The 18,031-nt window shown below is 49.1% G+C and carries 12 protein-coding genes; all 12 read left to right on the forward strand.

All coding sequences use genetic code 11. From position 1 onward, the window contains the following. Positions 1 to 128: 128 nt before the first annotated feature. The 12 genes from ACFQ45_RS05085 (at position 129) to xdhC (ending at position 18,030) form a co-directional block, all read left to right on the forward strand. Positions 129 to 974, forward strand: coding sequence for a hypothetical protein (locus ACFQ45_RS05085; RefSeq protein ID WP_377365900.1), 846 nt, complete (start codon positions 129 to 131; stop codon positions 972 to 974). After that, a complete protein-coding gene (locus ACFQ45_RS05090; protein ID WP_377365901.1) occupies positions 971 to 1,672 on the forward strand; it encodes a hypothetical protein in 702 nt (233 codons plus the stop codon). Before ACFQ45_RS05085 ends, ACFQ45_RS05090 begins: the two co-directional genes overlap by 4 nt. A 2-nt stretch (positions 1,673 to 1,674) precedes the next feature. Continuing rightward, positions 1,675 to 2,847 carry a hypothetical protein gene (locus tag ACFQ45_RS05095; RefSeq protein ID WP_377365902.1) on the forward strand — a complete coding sequence of 391 codons (1,173 nt, stop codon included), beginning with the start codon at positions 1,675 to 1,677 and terminating at the stop codon, positions 2,845 to 2,847. A gap of 41 nt (positions 2,848 to 2,888) precedes the next feature. After that, positions 2,889 to 3,428, forward strand: a complete 540-nt coding sequence (locus tag ACFQ45_RS05100) for a shikimate kinase (protein ID WP_377365903.1) — start codon at positions 2,889 to 2,891, stop codon at positions 3,426 to 3,428. Between the two features lie 4 nt (positions 3,429 to 3,432). Continuing rightward, positions 3,433 to 4,533, forward strand: coding sequence for a 3-dehydroquinate synthase (gene aroB / locus ACFQ45_RS05105; RefSeq protein WP_377365904.1), 1,101 nt, complete (start codon positions 3,433 to 3,435; stop codon positions 4,531 to 4,533). Positions 4,534 to 4,557: 24 nt separating this feature from the next. After that, entirely contained in the window at positions 4,558 to 6,135 is a 1,578-nt protein-coding gene (locus tag ACFQ45_RS05110; RefSeq protein ID WP_377365905.1) for an SPOR domain-containing protein, read from the forward strand. A gap of 399 nt (positions 6,136 to 6,534) precedes the next feature. Next, positions 6,535 to 10,986 carry a glutamate synthase large subunit gene (gltB, locus tag ACFQ45_RS05115; RefSeq protein ID WP_377365906.1) on the forward strand — a complete coding sequence of 1,484 codons (4,452 nt, stop codon included), beginning with the start codon at positions 6,535 to 6,537 and terminating at the stop codon, positions 10,984 to 10,986. Between the two features lie 84 nt (positions 10,987 to 11,070). Further along, positions 11,071 to 12,492: an FAD-dependent oxidoreductase gene (locus ACFQ45_RS05120; protein WP_377365907.1), complete on the forward strand. Its 1,422-nt coding sequence runs from the start codon at positions 11,071 to 11,073 to the stop codon at positions 12,490 to 12,492. A 194-nt stretch (positions 12,493 to 12,686) separates the two neighbouring features. After that, on the forward strand, positions 12,687 to 13,091 hold the full coding sequence (locus ACFQ45_RS05125; RefSeq protein WP_377365908.1) for a nuclear transport factor 2 family protein: 405 nt from the start codon (positions 12,687 to 12,689) through the stop codon (positions 13,089 to 13,091). Positions 13,092 to 13,416: 325 nt separating this feature from the next. Further along, positions 13,417 to 14,859, forward strand: a complete 1,443-nt coding sequence (gene xdhA, locus ACFQ45_RS05130) for a xanthine dehydrogenase small subunit (protein ID WP_377365909.1) — start codon at positions 13,417 to 13,419, stop codon at positions 14,857 to 14,859. Next, entirely contained in the window at positions 14,852 to 17,203 is a 2,352-nt protein-coding gene (xdhB, locus tag ACFQ45_RS05135; protein ID WP_377365910.1) for a xanthine dehydrogenase molybdopterin binding subunit, read from the forward strand. Before xdhA ends, xdhB begins: the two co-directional genes overlap by 8 nt. After that, on the forward strand, positions 17,200 to 18,030 hold the full coding sequence (gene xdhC, locus ACFQ45_RS05140; protein WP_377365911.1) for a xanthine dehydrogenase accessory protein XdhC: 831 nt from the start codon (positions 17,200 to 17,202) through the stop codon (positions 18,028 to 18,030). The genes xdhB and xdhC overlap by 4 nt, the downstream gene beginning before the upstream one ends. Position 18,031: the final 1 nt, after the last annotated feature.

An 18,031-nucleotide genomic window follows, 5' to 3' on the forward strand; every position in this document is an offset into this window, starting at 1 on the left:
AGCTTGTTCTAGATGGAATTCATGTTATCTTTGCATTGCAGTCTGACGAGTTAAGAACTTGTAAGTTCCTTGTCAGCAAAAATTAAATGTCACAAGGAAGGTGACATGGCAACTTCATGGAGGAAGTAATGCCCCTAAGATCTCGCCCATATATATTGGCGTGGCGTTCCCAATCCTGGCAGCTCTTTATTGCCCATGACGGGATGCCTCCCAGCACGCCCCAGTCGTCAGATACGGCGACTATATTATCGCTGTTGAATCAGCTGCCTGTTAAAACTCAGAAAAAGTGTCGTGGTATAGCCCTCCCCACGGAGCTTGCTAAGGTCTATTCACAGCAAATCGATCACTTATTACCTTGTGAACTATACCCTCTTGCGGCGCAAACCTTTGCTGAAGACAAAGCCGGCTCCAGCGCTGGTGAAACAGTGGTGAGTTCATGGGTCACTTACGAGCCGTTAACCCTACATTTTGCGGTGATGCCATGGTCATTATTTGATGACTTGCAGCAGGCCACATCACTTCCTCTATTTAGTGAAGCTATGTTCTATTCTCCGGTGACGCCAAGAGTGCTGGAACGGGGGAGTCCGTTCGCCATTTTTCAAGCGGACTTTTTAGAACGACAAGAGCATGCTAAAGCAAAGCGACGACTCTACATCGCAGCACTACTCATCGTGCTTATCACAACTGTCATCATTGAGATGCTGAAACAAGACACGCCTGTTGAGCTGGCGTTTACTTGGCCATGGACCAAACCTCAATACCAGGAACAGACCTTTGAAAAAGCCTTGTCTTACGTGCGGGCCTTACCTTCAAGGGTGAGAGTGGATCGGATTCAAATTTCTAGGGACCAAGTGCTGGTTGAGGTGACAGGGGTGGCTAGTGATTTGAAAACCTGGAAACAGCATTGGTCCAGTGATTTACCACCGCTAGAGTTGCAAATATCCCCTCCTGAACCTGAAGGAGGGAAGCAATGAAAGGGCTCTTTGTTCGAGGATCTTTACTGACCCTGCGCCAGGCGAATATCTTGATTGTGATCCTAGTGCTGATTGCATTTTACGGAGTACATAATGCTTGGGTGGAGCGGGAGCAAGGGTATGTGAAAGCACGACAGTATGCCTATCAGCAAACCCTACTTGCCCACCAATTAAATGCTATTGATTTTGTCGTGCGACGGTTAAATGGCTATGTCGTGTATAGCGCAGATTATCCTGATCAAATTGAAGGGGTGGGGGTAAGAGGCAGCTGGCCTTTGGCAGATTGGCAGAGAATGTTGGAGCAGATCCAACAAAACCTTTGGCTTACTCCCGAGTTTGTTAACTGGCAAAGGGATTTAGAACATCCTAATCAATGGTACGGTGACATTTTTTGGCGTATCCATCGACCTGATGTATTAAAACCGAATCATGATTGGTTGCCCTTATCTTCTGATGCCTCACCGAGGACGCCTGTGCTGCTACTTTCCGTCGTGCATGATAAGCGCTCGGCGGCATTGTTGAGGGTGGATGGTGAGGAGCATTGGGTGTCGGAAGGTACCTGGCTGCCTGCATTATCGGCCACCATTGAAGGTATTCAGGAGCAAAGCATATTACTACGATATGGCACAGGGGAGCTTAAAGTGCTGTCCCTCCATGGTGTAAAGCATCCTCTATGGAGCAAACAACAGGAGGGGTAGAAATGTCCCGATGGAGCGTCTTTTGTGTTTGGTTTTGGAGCGGATTTGTTTGGCCCCTTGATGTGTTTGTGCGGGATCAACCTGTAGGTGAGGTATTGCCACAGCTGGCAGCTGAGCTCGGTGAAAGTATTCTGTTGCAGGAAGGCATAGATGCCAAGGTTACCTTAGCCATTCGTGATGCAGACTGGTCTCAGATTCTTGATGCCATTGCAATGCAGTTGGATTTAGAGGTGGCGTGGCAAGAGGATATCGCGCTTCTAGTGCCAAAAAGGTCGCCTGTTAACAGTGCCCATGCTCCTTCAGCGGCTGCCCATTGTGATCATAAGGTTTGGCGCCTGCGACATGGGGAAGCAGATAAAGTAGGTGCCCATATCAAACAGTACTTTCAGGGTATTCAAATTATCGTAGATGATCGCACTAATGCCCTGATGACCCATTACTGCGGCCCGTCAGGGCCCCTTGAGTTGGCGATAACTTGGCTTGATAGCCCTATGCGCCAGATCGAAATCGCCGCCGAGATCGCTCAGGTCAAAGAGAGTGTTCAACATCAGTTAGGGGTGAATTGGGAAGCAAATCTAATCGACGCGGCAGGAAATGGCCTCATTGGCAGTGCAGGTTTGGATCTGTCTTCTTCTCCAGTGGTGCTTGGTATCTCTGGCTCCAGTGACTCACTGACTCTTTCGGCCACGTTAGATTGGTTGGAGCGAGAAGGGGAAGCGTCCGTATTGGCTCGCCCTAAAATAGTGACCTCTGAAGGTCAGCCCGCGCGGATTGAGTCGGGCACGGAAATTCCCTATCAAGTCATGAATGACGAAAATCTAAGTGTCGAATTTCGCCAAGCTGGGCTGGTGTTGGAAGTGACGCCAGAGGTAAAAGACGAACACACGTTACTTATGAAACTCAAAATTCATCAGGATGCAGTGGGGGATATGGTGAATGGAGTGCCGAGTTTAGAAACCAACCGTGTGCAAACTCAAGTTGAGGTGAAAGATGGCGAAACCCTTGTGCTGGGCGGGATTTTTCGAGAAGAGAATATTGTCAGCGTAAGCAAAGTTCCTGTGTTGGGGGATGTGCCAGTTTTGGGTAAGTTGTTTCGTCAGGAGACGCAAAAGCAAGAAAAGGTTGAATTACTTGTATTTATTACGCCAAAACTGCTAAAAATGTCGGTAAACTAGGCAACAGCCAAAAACAGTTTAACTTCGAAGTAAACATTATAATGATTAATGCCCCCACTATTATTCTGGTGGGCCCGATGGGTGCTGGAAAAACGACCATCGGACGCCTACTGTCCCAACAATTGGGCAGAGAGTTTTTTGATTCGGATCGGGTGATTGAAGAAAACGCAGGGGCCGATATTCCTTGGATTTTTGAAAAAGAAGGGGAAGACGGTTTCCGTAAACGTGAAACTCAAACACTGCGAACCATGCTTGAGGAAGACCAAGCCCCTGTTGTGCTGGCAACTGGTGGCGGTATCGTCATGCGCGAGGAGAATCGCGAGCTACTTAAGACTCAACCCCTTGTTGTTTATCTTTTTGCGTCGGTGAATCAGCAATTACAACGTACTTCCAAGAGTAATCACCGCCCGTTACTCAAACAAGGCAATCCAAAAGAAACCTTAAAGCGCTTATTTGCTATTCGAGATCCTTTATACCGGGATGTGGCAAGCGTGATTGTCGAGACAGATTCGCGTCATCCTAAATCTGTTTCCAACAAAGTAATGGAAGCCATTAAAAAGCATTTACAAGCGGAGGCCTAATTAAATGCGAACGCTGAAGGTCGATCTAGGAGACCGTAGTTACCCGATTTACATTGGTTCGGGAATTCGTCAACAAAAAGCCCTGTTCAGTGAAGCGATTCACGGCAAACAGGTGATGATTGTCACTAACGAAACAGTAGCGGCCCATTATCTAGAGGATATGGTGGCCATGCTGAGTGAAGATTACCAAGTGGATACTTGTATCTTGCCCGATGGCGAACGCTACAAGACCTTGGCAACCTATGAACAAATCATGACCTCTTTGCTAGAGGCCAAACACAACCGTACCACTACTGTCATTGCCCTTGGTGGTGGAGTGGTAGGGGATATGGCTGGATTTGCAGCGGCGACCTATCAGCGCGGGGTGCCTTTTATTCAGGTGCCCACCACCCTGTTGTCCCAAGTGGATTCTTCGGTGGGTGGGAAAACTGGCGTAAACCATCCCCTTGGCAAAAACATGATCGGGGCTTTTTACCAACCTCAAGCCGTGGTGATTGATACGGATTCTCTCAATACCTTGCCGGAGCGAGAACTCTCTGCCGGTATGGCGGAAGTCATCAAATATGGTTTGATTTGTGATGCGCCGTTTTTTACTTGGTTAGAGAATAATATTGACGACCTAATGACGCTTGACGGTGAGAAGATTACCCATGCAATTTACGAATCCTGTCTCGCGAAAGCAAAAGTCGTAGCACAGGACGAGAAAGAAGGCGGTATTCGCGCAATTTTGAACCTAGGTCATACTTTTGGTCATGCCATCGAAACAGAAATGGGCTATGGCAATTGGTTACACGGGGAAGCCGTTGCAGCGGGCACAGTATTGGCAATTGACTTGTCTTGGCGCCTAGGAAATGTCACGGAAACAGATGTGGCCCGCAGTGTTGCCTTGCTGGAAAAGGCAAAGTTGCCGATACTACCTCCTAAGGGAATGTCTCGGGACGCCTTTATTGGCCGCATGTTGCTGGATAAAAAAGTACTAGATGGCAGTCTACGATTCGTGTTGCTTAAGGCACTTGGCGAGGCTTATGTGACATCCGATTTTGCTCTGGATGACTTTAATGCTTGTTTGGATGACGCAATCGAAGCGGCGGCTCAAGCAAGTTAATAATACGGACGACTTGAGGACAGTATGGCGGAGTCAAACTTTCAGTTCGACCTAGAAGAAGCCTTGGACCATCAGCCCAAAGTGATGCTGAGGAACCCTTTTGGCGCCAACGATAATCAAGTCTTTTTTGCCAGCGAAGAACGCAACCAACAGCTGGGCATGTTGGAGCATTTAAGCCGCTACTCAAATCTTATTTCTGTGGTAATGGGAGAGAGTAGCAGTGGTAAAACTCGATTTTTGCAGGAGTTCATTCGCCTGCAAAAAGACACCGCTGTTATTTCCCATGTAAAAGCCACCATGTTAATGACAGCGGGGCAGCTGTTGCAGGCCATCTACAGAGGTTACGCAGATGTCTTGGAGCATGCCGAGGGGGAATCCTCTTTCGGTCCCTTGCTAAAATTTGCCCACGAAATGGAAGGAAAAGGGCAGAAGGCGATTATCCTAGTGGACAACGCCCATGAGCTAAACACGGATGCGGTGACCATGCTAATGGACATGATGTCCTTGGCCACTGAATCTCAAGAAGTGCCACACATTGCGCTGTTTACAGAACATTCCCCTGCACGCAATCTCGATGCCTATCAGAAAAGCCGCTATGAACAGCTGAGCCATGAGTTACGTCTAGCGCCATTTACTTTAGAGCAAACTCGAGCATATATGCTGCACCGGGTGCGAGCGATTGGAGGTGGTATCAACCTTCCCTTCAATGACCGTCAAGTAAAAAAGATTTATCAGCAATCCCAAGGAATGCCAGGTCGTATTAATAAAGTCGCCCTAAGTATGATGGGAGATGGTAAGACTTCGGCAAAAGAGGCCAACGACGGTAAAAAAAGCTTATTTAAAGGAGGGCTATCATTTGGCTTTCCTGTGGTACACATGGCGCTCTTGTCGGTTGTTATGCTAGGCATTTTGGTTGCGGTGATTTTTAATGACCCAGAAGAATCCACTGAGACTGCTGCTACGACCACCTCGATTGCCCCCATTAGCCAAGCGCCTCGTCAGGCTAGCTCCGAAACAATCGCTCGTATCGAAGCGATGCAGCGTCAAATTGGCCAAGAAGCACCATTATCTCTGCCGCCGATCCCAACAGGGGCTGTTCCTTCAGGTGCCAACTCGAGCACTCAAGCTCAGGCTCCAACCATTGAATCTGCTCCATTGAGAGAGACGACAGAACTTTCCACTAGCGAACCTGAGAATATCAGTGAGCCAGTACTTGAGACTCCTGTTTTACAATCTCAGGCAACGCAACCTGTCTCCGAGCCAGAGCCCACAGTGCAAGCTGAGCCCCAGGATCGCTTTGATAAGACTGCCCAATGGACTGAGCGTAATCCTAACCGTTATACCTTACAGTTATTGGGAACCCACAACAAAGATACCGTTCAGGAGTTTATCCGTGATCAAGGTAGTCTAGAGGTATTTAGCTACTTTCAGACGGTTCACAATGGTCGTGACTGGTTTGTTGTGGTCTATGGTGAGTACCGCAACCGAAGTGAAGCCATCGCTGCAGTGGAAAATTTGCCAAGGGATTTACGTGACTTAAACCCTTGGGCAAGAAGTGTGCGTGGCATTCAGCAAGATATTGCTAAGGTTGGAGCACAATAACCTCTCATTTCTGATGGTTTTTTGATCATTTGCAACTTTTCTGCACGTTTGTCGTCGTATTTTGATAAAAAAAAAGAGAAAAAAGCAAAAAAAACCATATTTGCCTGAATTCTTAGGGAAGTCAGAGGAATTTTCTGCCTGCTTATAGCCGAACCATAGATAATTCTACTTTCCCATGAGAACTGTTCTTATTTGGCTCCTAAAAGAGCCTAATTTCCCCTATCCTGCGTCCCCGGCAGTTTGAGCGACAGGGGACCACGGAGTAGTATGACTCACCGTTTGAATGATTAGGTGGGGCTTTAAACACCTTTTCTAAAGCACGTCCGATGCTTGTCTACCTAATCAAATTTGAAGTAAATCCAGTAGAGTTTTCTACATTCTAACTGTGGGAGTTGGTGTATGAATGCAGGCCTTTATCGTCCTGGCGAGTTCAAAGACAACTGTGGGTTTGGCCTAATTGCTCACATGGAAGGCACGTCTAGTCACGACCTTCTTAAGACCGCAATCGAATCTTTAACATGTATGACACACCGTGGCGGTATTGCTGCTGATGGTAAAACCGGTGACGGTTGTGGTCTATTGATTCAAAAGCCAGACGCATTTTTACGTGAAGAAGCCAAGTCCTTGTTCAATCACGTTTTCTCTGACCTTTATGGCGTCGGCATGGTCTTCTTAGATCAAGACGAAGCCTTGGCAACAGAGCAGCGTGATGCCTTGACTAAGCAACTGGAAACAGAAGGGTTGAACGTTGTGGGCTGGCGTGAAGTGCCAGTTGATCCTTCTTGCTTAGGTCGTATTGCGGTGGACTGCCTTCCGCGTATCGAGCAAGTGTTTGTCGACAGTAATCGTCTAGATGCACGTACTTTTGCTACACGCTTATTTGTGGCTCGCCGTCGCACCGAAATCGAAATGGCGCAATACGAAAACTTCTACATTTGTTCCCTATCTGACAAGGTGCTGGCGTACAAAGGCTTGATGATGCCTGTTGATCTGCCAACCTTCTACAAAGATTTGGGTAATGAGAAACTGAAAACCGCGATTTGTGTTTTCCACCAACGTTTCTCAACCAACACTGAACCGAAATGGCCTCTCGCTCAGCCATTCCGCATGGTCGCTCACAACGGTGAGATCAACACCATTGATGGTAACCGTAACTGGGCGTTGGCTCGTGGTAGCAAACTGCGTTCACCAATGATCCCTGAGCTGGCAGACCTGCAGCCAGTGGTTAACTTAACTGGCTCTGACTCGTCTTCCATGGACAACATGTTGGAGTTGTTGGTAATGGGCGGCATGGATATCTTCCGTGCAGCGCGCATGATCATTCCACCAGCGTGGCAAAACGTAGAAAACATGGACGCAGACTTGCGTGCATTCTACGAATACAACTCTATGCATATGGAGCCTTGGGATGGCCCAGCCGGTCTAGTAATGACCGATGGTCGTCACGCGATCTGTATGCTTGACCGTAATGGTCTACGTCCTGCCCGTTGGGTCGTGACGAAGAATGGTTTCATCACCTTGGCATCTGAAATCGGTACCTACGATTACAAGCCTGAAGATGTGGTGTCGAAAGGCCGTGTTGGTCCTGGCCAGATGCTGGTTGTGGACACACAAAACGGTAAGGTTCTACACACAGATGACATCGATAACAAACTGAAGTCTGCTCACCCTTACAAAAAGTGGTTGAAGCAAGAAGGTTTGCGCATTGAGGCGTTGCTGCAAGAACATTCTATGGAGTTTATCCCCTTTACTCCTGAGCAAATGTCCAGCTACCAGAAGATGTTCCAAGTGTCATTTGAGGAGCGTGATCAGATTTTCCGTCCATTGGCTGAAAGTGGTCATGAAGCAGTAGGATCTATGGGTGATGATACGCCGATGGCGGTCATGTCGAGCCAGACTCGTCCCGTGTCTGATTACTTCCGTCAGAAGTTTGCTCAGGTAACCAACCCGCCGATTGACCCATTGCGTGAGTCTGTGGTGATGTCCCTTGAGACATTGATCGGTGTGGAACGCAACTTATTTGAAGAAACGCCAAAGCATGCAAACCGTATTATTCTGTCGTCGCCAGTCTTGTCGCCACGTAAATACAGTCGCCTATTGGCAATGGAAGATCACCGTTTCCGTCTAGTGCGTTTGAACACTAACTACAACCCAGAGGAAATTTCTCTGGAGCAAGCGGTTCGCAATCTACAGATCAGCGCTGAAGAAGTGGTACGTAACGGTGCTGTGATCGTTGTATTGAGTGACCGCGAGATCGAAAAAGGTCTGCTACCTATCCCTGCGCCAATGGCGGTGGGTGCAGTGCATCACCATTTGACAGCAACGGGTCTTCGTTGTGACTCCAACATTATTTCGGACACTGGTTTTGCCCGTGACCCACACCAATTCGCAGTATTGCTAGGCTTTGGTGCGACAGCGGTGTACCCATACCTATCTTACCGCTTGATCAACGATATGATTGATAAAGGCGAAGTGTTGGGCGACCCAATTATTTCGCATCAGAAATACCGTAAAGGCATCAACAAAGGCTTGATGAAAATCATGTCTAAGATGGGGATTTCTACCATGGCGTCTTACCGTGGTGCCCAGTTGTTTGAAGCGGTTGGTTTGGATAGCAAAGTCGTTAGCCTATGTTTCAAAGGAGTGGCGAGTCGTATCCAAGGAGCAACCTTCGAAGACTTCCAACGCGAGCAAACTGCGGTTGCTGCGAATGCTTGGAAAGCACGTAAGCCTATCCAGCAAGGTGGTTACCTAAAATACGTTCACGATCAGGAATACCATGCGTTTAACCCTGACGTAGTGCGTAACCTTCAGACAGCAGTAAGCAGTGGTCAGTTTGAAGACTTTACCAAGTACACCGAGTCCGTGAACACGCGTCCAGCGTCTATGTTGCGTGACTTGTTTGGTTTGTCTGATAAGGCGAAACCGATTGCTCTAGATAAAGTGGAGCCGATCGAGTCTATCCTGCCACGTTTTGACTCGGCTGGTATGTCTTTAGGTGCTTTGTCTCCAGAAGCTCATGAAGCACTTGCGCAAGCTATGAACGAGCTGGGTTGTCGCTCTAACTCTGGTGAAGGTGGTGAAGACCCAGCGCGTCACGGTACTGAGCGTCGTTCTAAGATCAAGCAGATCGCTTCTGGTCGCTTTGGTGTGACACCAGAATACCTAGTGAACGCTGAAGTGTTGCAGATTAAAGTCGCTCAGGGTGCTAAGCCAGGTGAAGGTGGTCAGCTACCAGGTGGTAAAGTAAATGGTTTGATCGCACGTCTGCGTTATGCAGTACCGGGCGTGACCCTGATTTCGCCACCACCACACCATGACATTTACTCAATCGAGGATTTAGCGCAGCTTATCTTCGACTTGAAACAAGTGAACCCAGAAGCATTGGTTTCTGTGAAGCTTGTTTCTGAGCCAGGTGTGGGCACCATCGCAGCGGGTGTTGCAAAAGCCTACGCTGACTTGATTACTATTTCTGGCTACGACGGTGGTACAGCGGCATCGCCCATTACCTCTATCCGTCACGCAGGTTCCCCATGGGAACTTGGTCTAGCGGAAGCACAACAAGCACTGCGTGCTAACGATTTGCGCGGCAACATTCGTCTGCAAACAGACGGTGGTTTGAAAACCGGTCTAGACGTTGTCAAAGCAGCGATCCTAGGTGCGGAGAGCTTTGGCTTTGGTACTACCCCAATGGTCGCCATGGGTTGTAAGTTCCTACGTATCTGTCACTTGAATAACTGTGCGACGGGTGTTGCAACCCAAGATGACAAGCTACGTGAAGATCACTTCATTGGTACTGTTGAAATGATCAAAAACTTCTTCCAGTTTATGGCGGAAGACACTCGTCAGTGGATGGCAAAACTAGGCGTTGCTAGCCTTGCTGACTTGATTGGCCGTACGGATCTATTGACTCTGCTACCAGGTGAAACCTCTAAGCAAGCGAACTTGGATCTGTCGCCAATTTTGAACAACGACGCGATCCCAGCAGACAAGCCACAATACTGCCAAGTTACTAAGAACCCACCCCATGACCAAGGCCTATTGGCTGAGAAAATGTGGGCAGAAGTTCAAAACACGGTTGAAGAGCGTGAAGGTGGTGAATTCAGCTTTAACGTGACCAACTGTGATCGCTCTATCGGTGCGCGTTTGTCCGGTGAGATTGCGAAACGCTACGGCAACCAAGGTATGGTGGATGCACCGATCACCTTGAAGCTAACTGGTACAGCGGGTCAGTCTTTTGGTGTTTGGAACGCCGGTGGTCTGCACATGTACCTTGAGGGTGATGCCAACGATTACGTAGGTAAAGGTATGACCGGCGGTAAGCTAGTCGTTCGTCCACCTAAAGGGTCAGCGTTTGAATCACAAGAATCCGCCATTATTGGTAACACCTGTTTGTACGGTGCAACGGGCGGTAAATTGTTCGCGGCAGGTACGGCTGGTGAGCGTTTCGGTGTTCGTAACTCAGGCTGTCATGCGGTGATCGAAGGCGCTGGTGACCACTGTTGTGAATACATGACTGGCGGTTTAGTCACCGTGCTAGGTAGCACAGGCTACAATTTTGGTGCGGGTATGACAGGCGGCTTTGCTTACGTACTCGACCTAGACCGTACTTTCGTAGATAAGTACAACCACGAGTTGGTCGAAATCCAACGAGTGGGCACAGAAATAACTGAAGAATACCGTTCGCACCTACGCAGCGTGATCGAAGAATATGTTCGCGAAACTGATAGCGATTGGGGCCGAGAAATCCTAGAAAACTTCTACGACTACATCGGTAAGTTCTGGTTAGTGAAACCAAAAGCCGCAAGCTTAGGACAATTGTTAGCGAACACTCGCCAACGTCCAGAGTAATTGAGCTTTATAGAACGTGACTAACTCAGTTTGACCCATTTGAAAGAGTGCCGCGCGGTGCGCGGCCACAGGAGATAGCAGCTTATGTCAGAGCGCTTGAACAACGTATTTCAATTTGTTGAAGTAGATCGTAAAGATCCAAAGAAAAAACCACTGCTGACACGTAAGTCTCAGTTCGTGGAGATTTATCGCCCATTCGAAGAGACTAACGCAAAGGGCCAAGCCCACCGTTGTCTTGAGTGTGGTAACCCATACTGTGAATGGAAATGTCCAGTACACAACTACATCCCTAATTGGTTGAAGTTGGTGTCTGAGGGCAACATTCTTGAAGCAGCGGAATTGAGCCACCAAACCAACTCGTTACCAGAAGTGTGTGGCCGAGTGTGTCCTCAAGACCGTCTGTGTGAAGGGGCGTGTACCCTTGGTGAAGGTGGCTTCGGCGCGGTGACGATCGGTTCCGTTGAGAAGTACATTACCGACACAGCGTTTGCTCTAGGCTGGCGTCCAGACATGTCTAAGGTTGTACCTGTAGACAAAACCGTTGCTATCGTGGGTGCGGGCCCTGCGGGTCTTGCCTGTGCGGACATCCTTGTTCGTAATGGTGTCAAGCCAGTGGTTTTCGATAAGAACCCAGAGATCGGTGGTCTGCTAACCTTTGGTATCCCTGAATTCAAGCTTGAAAAATCCGTCATGACTCGTCGTCGTGAAGTATTTGAAGAAATGGGCGTTGAGTTTGTATTGGGTACTAGCGTAGGTGATGACGTGCCATTTGAGCACCTACTAGAAGAATACGATGCCGTATTCCTAGGCATGGGTACTTACAAGTACATGAAAGGTGGCTTCCCAGGTGAAGACCTTCCAGGTGTGTACGACGCGCTCGACTTCCTCGTTTCAAACGTTAACCACTGCCTTGGCTTTGAAGAAAGCGAAGACGAGTTTGTCAGCATGAAAGGCAAGCAAGTTATTGTACTCGGTGGTGGTGATACAGCCATGGACTGTAACCGTACTTCTATCCGTCAAGGGGCTAAAACAGTTACTTGTGCTTACCGCCGTGACGAAGAAAACATGCCAGGTTCACGCAAAGAAGTGAAAAACGCTCGTGAAGAGGGTGTGCAATTCCTATTTAACCGCCAGCCAGTAGAAATCATTGGTGACGGTAAAGTAGAAGGTTTGAAAGTGGTTGAAACGCAAATGGGTGAGCCGGACGAAAACGGCCGTCGTAGCGCAGAAATCATCGAAGGCAGTGAACAAATCATCCCTGCGGATGCGGTGATTGTAGCCTTTGGTTTCCAACCTAGCCCAGCGCCTTGGTTCGAAAAATTCGGCATCGAAACCGATGCTCGTGGACGTGTGAAAGCGCCTAAAAATGGCCAATTCATGTTCCAAACAACGAATGAGAAAATCTTCGCCGGTGGCGACATGGTTCGTGGCTCTGATTTGGTCGTAACTGCGATCGATGAAGGTCGTAAAGCCGCTGAAGGCATTATGGATTTCTTAGACGTTTAATCGTTCGTCATGTGATGCCGGGTGACTGGTGTCTCATCTGAGCCCCTACTCTTTGAGTAGGGGCTTTTTTTTGCTCAGAACCAGGTAATAAGGTTGTAAACATCATGGCTAAGGGGAGGTACTGTCATCCAGTGGCATGGCCTCCCTCATGAGGCCGTGCTAGTGTGAGCGCCTTTCTATAGTAAGGACTGCTTATGAAGCCTGTCATTTTAACGCTCGCCTTAGCCGTTCCGGTGATGAGCTATGCTGATACAGCGCAAGAGATCGAAGCTCTCATTCAAAAAAATATGACATACACCGAAAGCGAAAATGTGGAAGCTGTTATGTCCACCATGCATTCGGATTCTCTATACTATCAAGCAACTGTGCAGATGTTACAGCAGCTCTTTTCTGTCCATGACTTATCCTACACTCTAATGTCTTATAAGTTTGTTGCTGAAGAGGGAGGTTATGCTTACGCCCGTATAATACAGCGCACCGAAAAAGTAGAGGGGCCTGACTTCCGTGACAATGACCTAGAGTCCTTACAAGTCTTTAAGCAAGAAGACGGTGAATGGAAGCTTTGGTCCCAAGCAAATCTTCGCATAGAGTATTTATAGCGTTTACGAACTAGCACCAAGGTTCTTATTCTTTTGAATACGTTCCTGATACTGAGTCTGATCGCCATTGGGGCTGGGGAAGCTCCATGAGCAGAAAAGGCTCTAAGCGAAAATCTAATAAATATTTAACCGATCGGTCAAACTTGGCAGGAATCCTGCTACCCTTGAAGAATAAATACTGCGCTCTGTGACAAATTAGGCATACTAATTAACAGAGTTTAAAACCTGAAACCAAAATCTTTAATATATTTATCAATAAGTTATATGATTTTGATTGGGCGATATGGTGGCGCAGTAAGACGAATCTTTAGGGAGTAACCATCAAATGATCCGGTTTTTATTTAATGATGAGTTGGTTTGTCTGGACGATTGCTCCCCAGACACTACCGTTTTGGAGTATCTTCGCACCATTGCAGAGCAGCGTGGTACCAAAGAAGGGTGTGCGTCTGGGGATTGTGGCGCCTGTACCGTGGTGATAGCTGAGGCAATCGATGGGCAGTTACGCTACTGTAACGTTAACAGCTGTATTACCTTTCTGGGTGGGCTCCACGGCAAGCAGCTATTGACGGTGGAGCATTTGCAGCAGAGCGGTGCCTTGCATCCTGTGCAACAGGCTATGGTGGACTTGCATGGTTCCCAGTGTGGGTTTTGCACTCCTGGCTTTATCATGTCTATGTTTGCCCTCTACAAAAACACCCATTCTCCCAGCCGTGCTGAAGTAGAGCGTGGACTGGCTGGTAATCTTTGTCGCTGTACCGGCTACCGTCCGATAATCGATGCGGCTCTGAGTCTTGCAGGCAAAAGCGGGCAGGATCAATTTAGTGATAGTGAGCAGGCGACATTGGAGCGCTTAACGACGTTAGTGTCAGAAACCCCAACGGGGCAACTTACCTACCGGGGCAGACACTTTTTTGTGCCCACTTCCAGTGATGAGTTGGCCAGCTTGCTACTTACTTATCCAGACGCCAAATTGGTGGCAGGGGGAACGGATCTCGCCTTGAGCGTGACTCAACAACTGCAGCAGCCAAATGTTTTGATCTACACTGGGCGTGTCGCGGAGCTACTAACGATCACTGACAGTGATGCCGCTCTAACCATCGGGGCAGGTGTGAGTTATTCCGAGGCAGAACCTTTGCTGCATCAGCACTTTCCCGCCTTTGCTGAGCTATTGGATCGCCTTGGGTCCTTACAAGTCCGAAACCAAGGAACCCTTGGTGGCAATGTGGCAAACGCTTCCCCCATTGGTGATACCCCGCCTGTGCTGTTGGCTTTGAATGCTGTACTGCATGTGCGCACTGGGGATCAACGTCAGTCCATTGGTATTGATGACTTCTTTTTAGGCTATCGTCACACCGCATTACCAGAAAGCGGCTTTATCGAGCGCATTGAAATTCCTAAACAACCGGATCAACAGCTGTCTGTGTTTAAAGTGTCAAAACGACTGGACGACGATATTTCTGCGGTCTGCGCGGCTCTGGCATTGGTCATTGAAGAGGGGCATGTGAGGGCTGCCCGACTAGGGTTTGGGGGAATGGCAGCGACTCCTGCACGGGCCCTGAAAGCAGAACAAGCTTTAATCGGTCAGCCGTTCACCGAGGCTGGCATCGTGGCAGCACAACAGGCCCTTGCTCAAGACTTTCAGCCCATTGACGACGTGCGAGCCACAGGCACTTACCGTTTGATGGTGGCGCAAAATCTCCTGTTAAGAGCCGTTTATGAGCAAGGAGCGGATAAGGAGCAAGCTATGGAGGTGGTGCAATATGCGTAATCTAAGCGACATCTCACATACCAAGCAGACGAAAACGGGCGCCACAGGTGTGTCTAAAAAGCACGAGAGTGCTCCCAAACATGTGGCAGGCACGGCCGTCTATGTGGACGACATGCAAGAACCCCGTGGCACCTTGTATGGGGCGGTAGGTTACAGCTCTATCGCCAAAGGCCGCATTATGGCATTGGATCTAGCCTCTGTGCGAGCCAGTGAAGGGGTGGTGGATGTTTTGGAAGTGCAAGACATTCCAGGACACATTGATATTGGTGCGGTTTTTGGTGGTGATCCCCTATTAACCAGTGACGAGGTGAAATACCAAGGTCAGCCAATCTTTGTGGTGGCCGCCGCTACCGAGTTACAAGCCCGTCGAGCGGCTCGTAAAGCGATCATCCAGTATCAAGAAGAGACACCTTTATTGGATGTGACGAAAGCCTTGGGGGAGCAGCAGTTTGTGCGTCCTTCCCATTTTATGAAACGGGGGGATCAAGACGCGGCGCTGGCGAATGCGCCCCACCGTTTACAGGCTAAACAACATGTGGGTGGGCAGGAGCATTTTTATTTAGAAGGGCAAGCGGCCTTGGCAGTGCCCGCTGAAGACGGTGGCATGTTGGTTTACAGCTCCACTCAACACCCCAGTGAAGTACAGAAGCTGGTGGCGGAAGTGCTGAATGTGCCTCTAAATCGCATTACGGTCGATATGCGCCGTATGGGGGGCGGTTTTGGTGGCAAAGAAAGCCAAGGCGCCGCTTGGGCTTGTATGGCGGCCTTGCTGGTAATGAAAACCGGACGAGCCGTCAAAGTGCGTCTGCCACGGGTGGACGATATGTCCATGACGGGAAAACGTCATCCGTTTTACAACGCCTATGATATTGGCTTCGATGAGCAAGGGCTGATTTTAGGGGCTGACATCATGGTGGCGGGAGATTGTGGTCACTCCCCGGATTTGTCAGATGCCATTGTCGATCGGGCCATGTTCCATGCGGACAACGCCTATTATCTACCCGATGTGGCCATTGCAGGTCATCGCTGTATGACCAATACCGTGTCTCACACAGCGTTTCGGGGCTTCGGTGGCCCCCAAGGGATGATGATTATTGAACGCGCCATGGACGATATTGCCCGTGTCATTGGATGTGATCCTTTAGATATTCGTAAACGCAATCTCTACGGTGGCGCGGGGCGTGATATGACGCCTTATCATCAGCAAGTGGAGCATAACGTGTTACTTGAGTTGATTGAGCAGCTTGAGCAATCCAGCGATTATCGCGCCCGTCGAGATGAGATCACTCAATGGAATAGTACAAGCAAGGTGTTAAAACGGGGTTTGGCTCTGACCCCAGTGAAATTTGGTATTTCCTTTACCCTGCAGCACCTGAACCAAGCCGGTGCCCTGATTCATATTTACACGGATGGCAGCATTCAAGTGAATCATGGTGGTACGGAAATGGGGCAAGGCCTGCATACCAAGATTATCCAGATCGTCGCGGAAGCCTTGTCCATTGATCCCAATGAGATTCAAATCACGGCTACTCGCACAGATAAGGTGCCAAACACCTCACCGACGGCGGCCTCAAGCGGTACAGACCTAAATGGTCAAGCCGCTAAAAACGCAGCGTTAACCCTTAAACAACGTATAAGTGAATGCATCGCGGAGCAAAAGGGCTGCACCATTGAGCAGGTGTCATTTGCCGATGGCAAGGTGCACTGGGGAGAAGGGGAGTCCATGAGCTTCGCCGAGGCGGCACAATTTGCCTATGTGAACCGGGTGTCCCTGTCTGCCACCGGATACTACAAGACGCCAAAAATCTGGTACGACCGAGAGCAAGCGAAAGGCCGTCCATTCTTCTATTTTGCCAATGGCGCAGCGGTGTCGGAAGTGGTGGTGGATACCCTCACTGGTGAGTACAAGGTGGTGGGTGTGGATATCCTTCATGATGTGGGGCGAAGTCTAAACCCAGCCGTTGACCGTGGCCAGATTGAAGGAGGCTTCATTCAAGGAATGGGTTGGCTTACCACCGAAGAATTGAAGTGGAACGAAAAAGGCGTGCTGACCAGTAATGGGCCTGCAACCTATAAGATTCCAGCCATCAGCGACACCCCAAAACGTTTTAATGTGGATCTGTTTGAGCGTGATAACGACGAGGAGACCGTATACCATTCCAAGGCTGTTGGGGAGCCGCCTTTTATGCTGGCGATCTCTGTTTGGTCGGCCCTAAGGGATGCCATCTCCAATGTGTCTGATTATAACGTTAGTCCTGCTTTGGACACGCCTGCAACCCCAGAGCGGGTACTTCATGCGGTTATGGCAACAAAGGCCGAGATGGCTCGGGGAGGTGAGTCATGATCCATTGGGGAGAAGCACTCGCGACATTACAAAGCAAAGGTGAGGCCTATGTCTTGGTGACCGTCATTGGTACACGAGGCTCCACCCCTAGAGAAACTGGCAGCAAGATGGTGGTCACGGCAGAAAACAGTTTTGACACCATTGGGGGTGGGCATTTGGAATTCAAAGCCATCGCCAAAGCGAGGGAATTATTGCTGTCAGAACAAGAGGCTCAAGCACTCGAACAATACCCGCTGGGGGCCACTCTGGGTCAATGTTGTGGCGGCCATGTGTCTGTGTTGTTTGAATACTTTGCAGGCGCCAGTAAGACTCTATTGGTGTTTGGTGCAGGTCATGTGGCAAAAGCCCTTATCCCTATTTTGGGAGAGCTACCGCTTAAGGTGGTATGGGTCGACAGCCGAGAAGAGCAATTTCCAGATTATGTGCCCAGTAACGTGAATAAATGTCTGACAGATACCCCTGTAGACGAAGTACAAGATGCCCCATCAGGTAGCTTTATGTTGGTGTTAACCCATAACCATCAGTTGGATTATGAGTTGACCGAGGCGGCTCTGAAGCGGGGGGATTTGGGCTTCTTAGGGGTGATTGGATCAGATACTAAGGCACGACGCTTTCGTCAACGTTTAGCCCACCGCCAATTTAGTCCAACTGATATCGCTCACATGACCTGTCCAGTAGGCGCGCAAGATGTACCGGGTAAACGCCCAATGGAAGTGGCTGTGTCCATTGCAAGTCAGCTGATTGCCTTGTATCACCAGGATCTTCCCAAGCAGGTGTCACCTAGCGCAGCAGATTGGTCTGAGATCAAACAAGCCCTTGAGGTTTAGC

Source organism: Rhodanobacter aciditrophus, assembly GCF_042679525.1.
Classification (GTDB): domain Bacteria; phylum Pseudomonadota; class Gammaproteobacteria; order Pseudomonadales; family Marinomonadaceae; genus Marinomonas; species Marinomonas aciditrophus.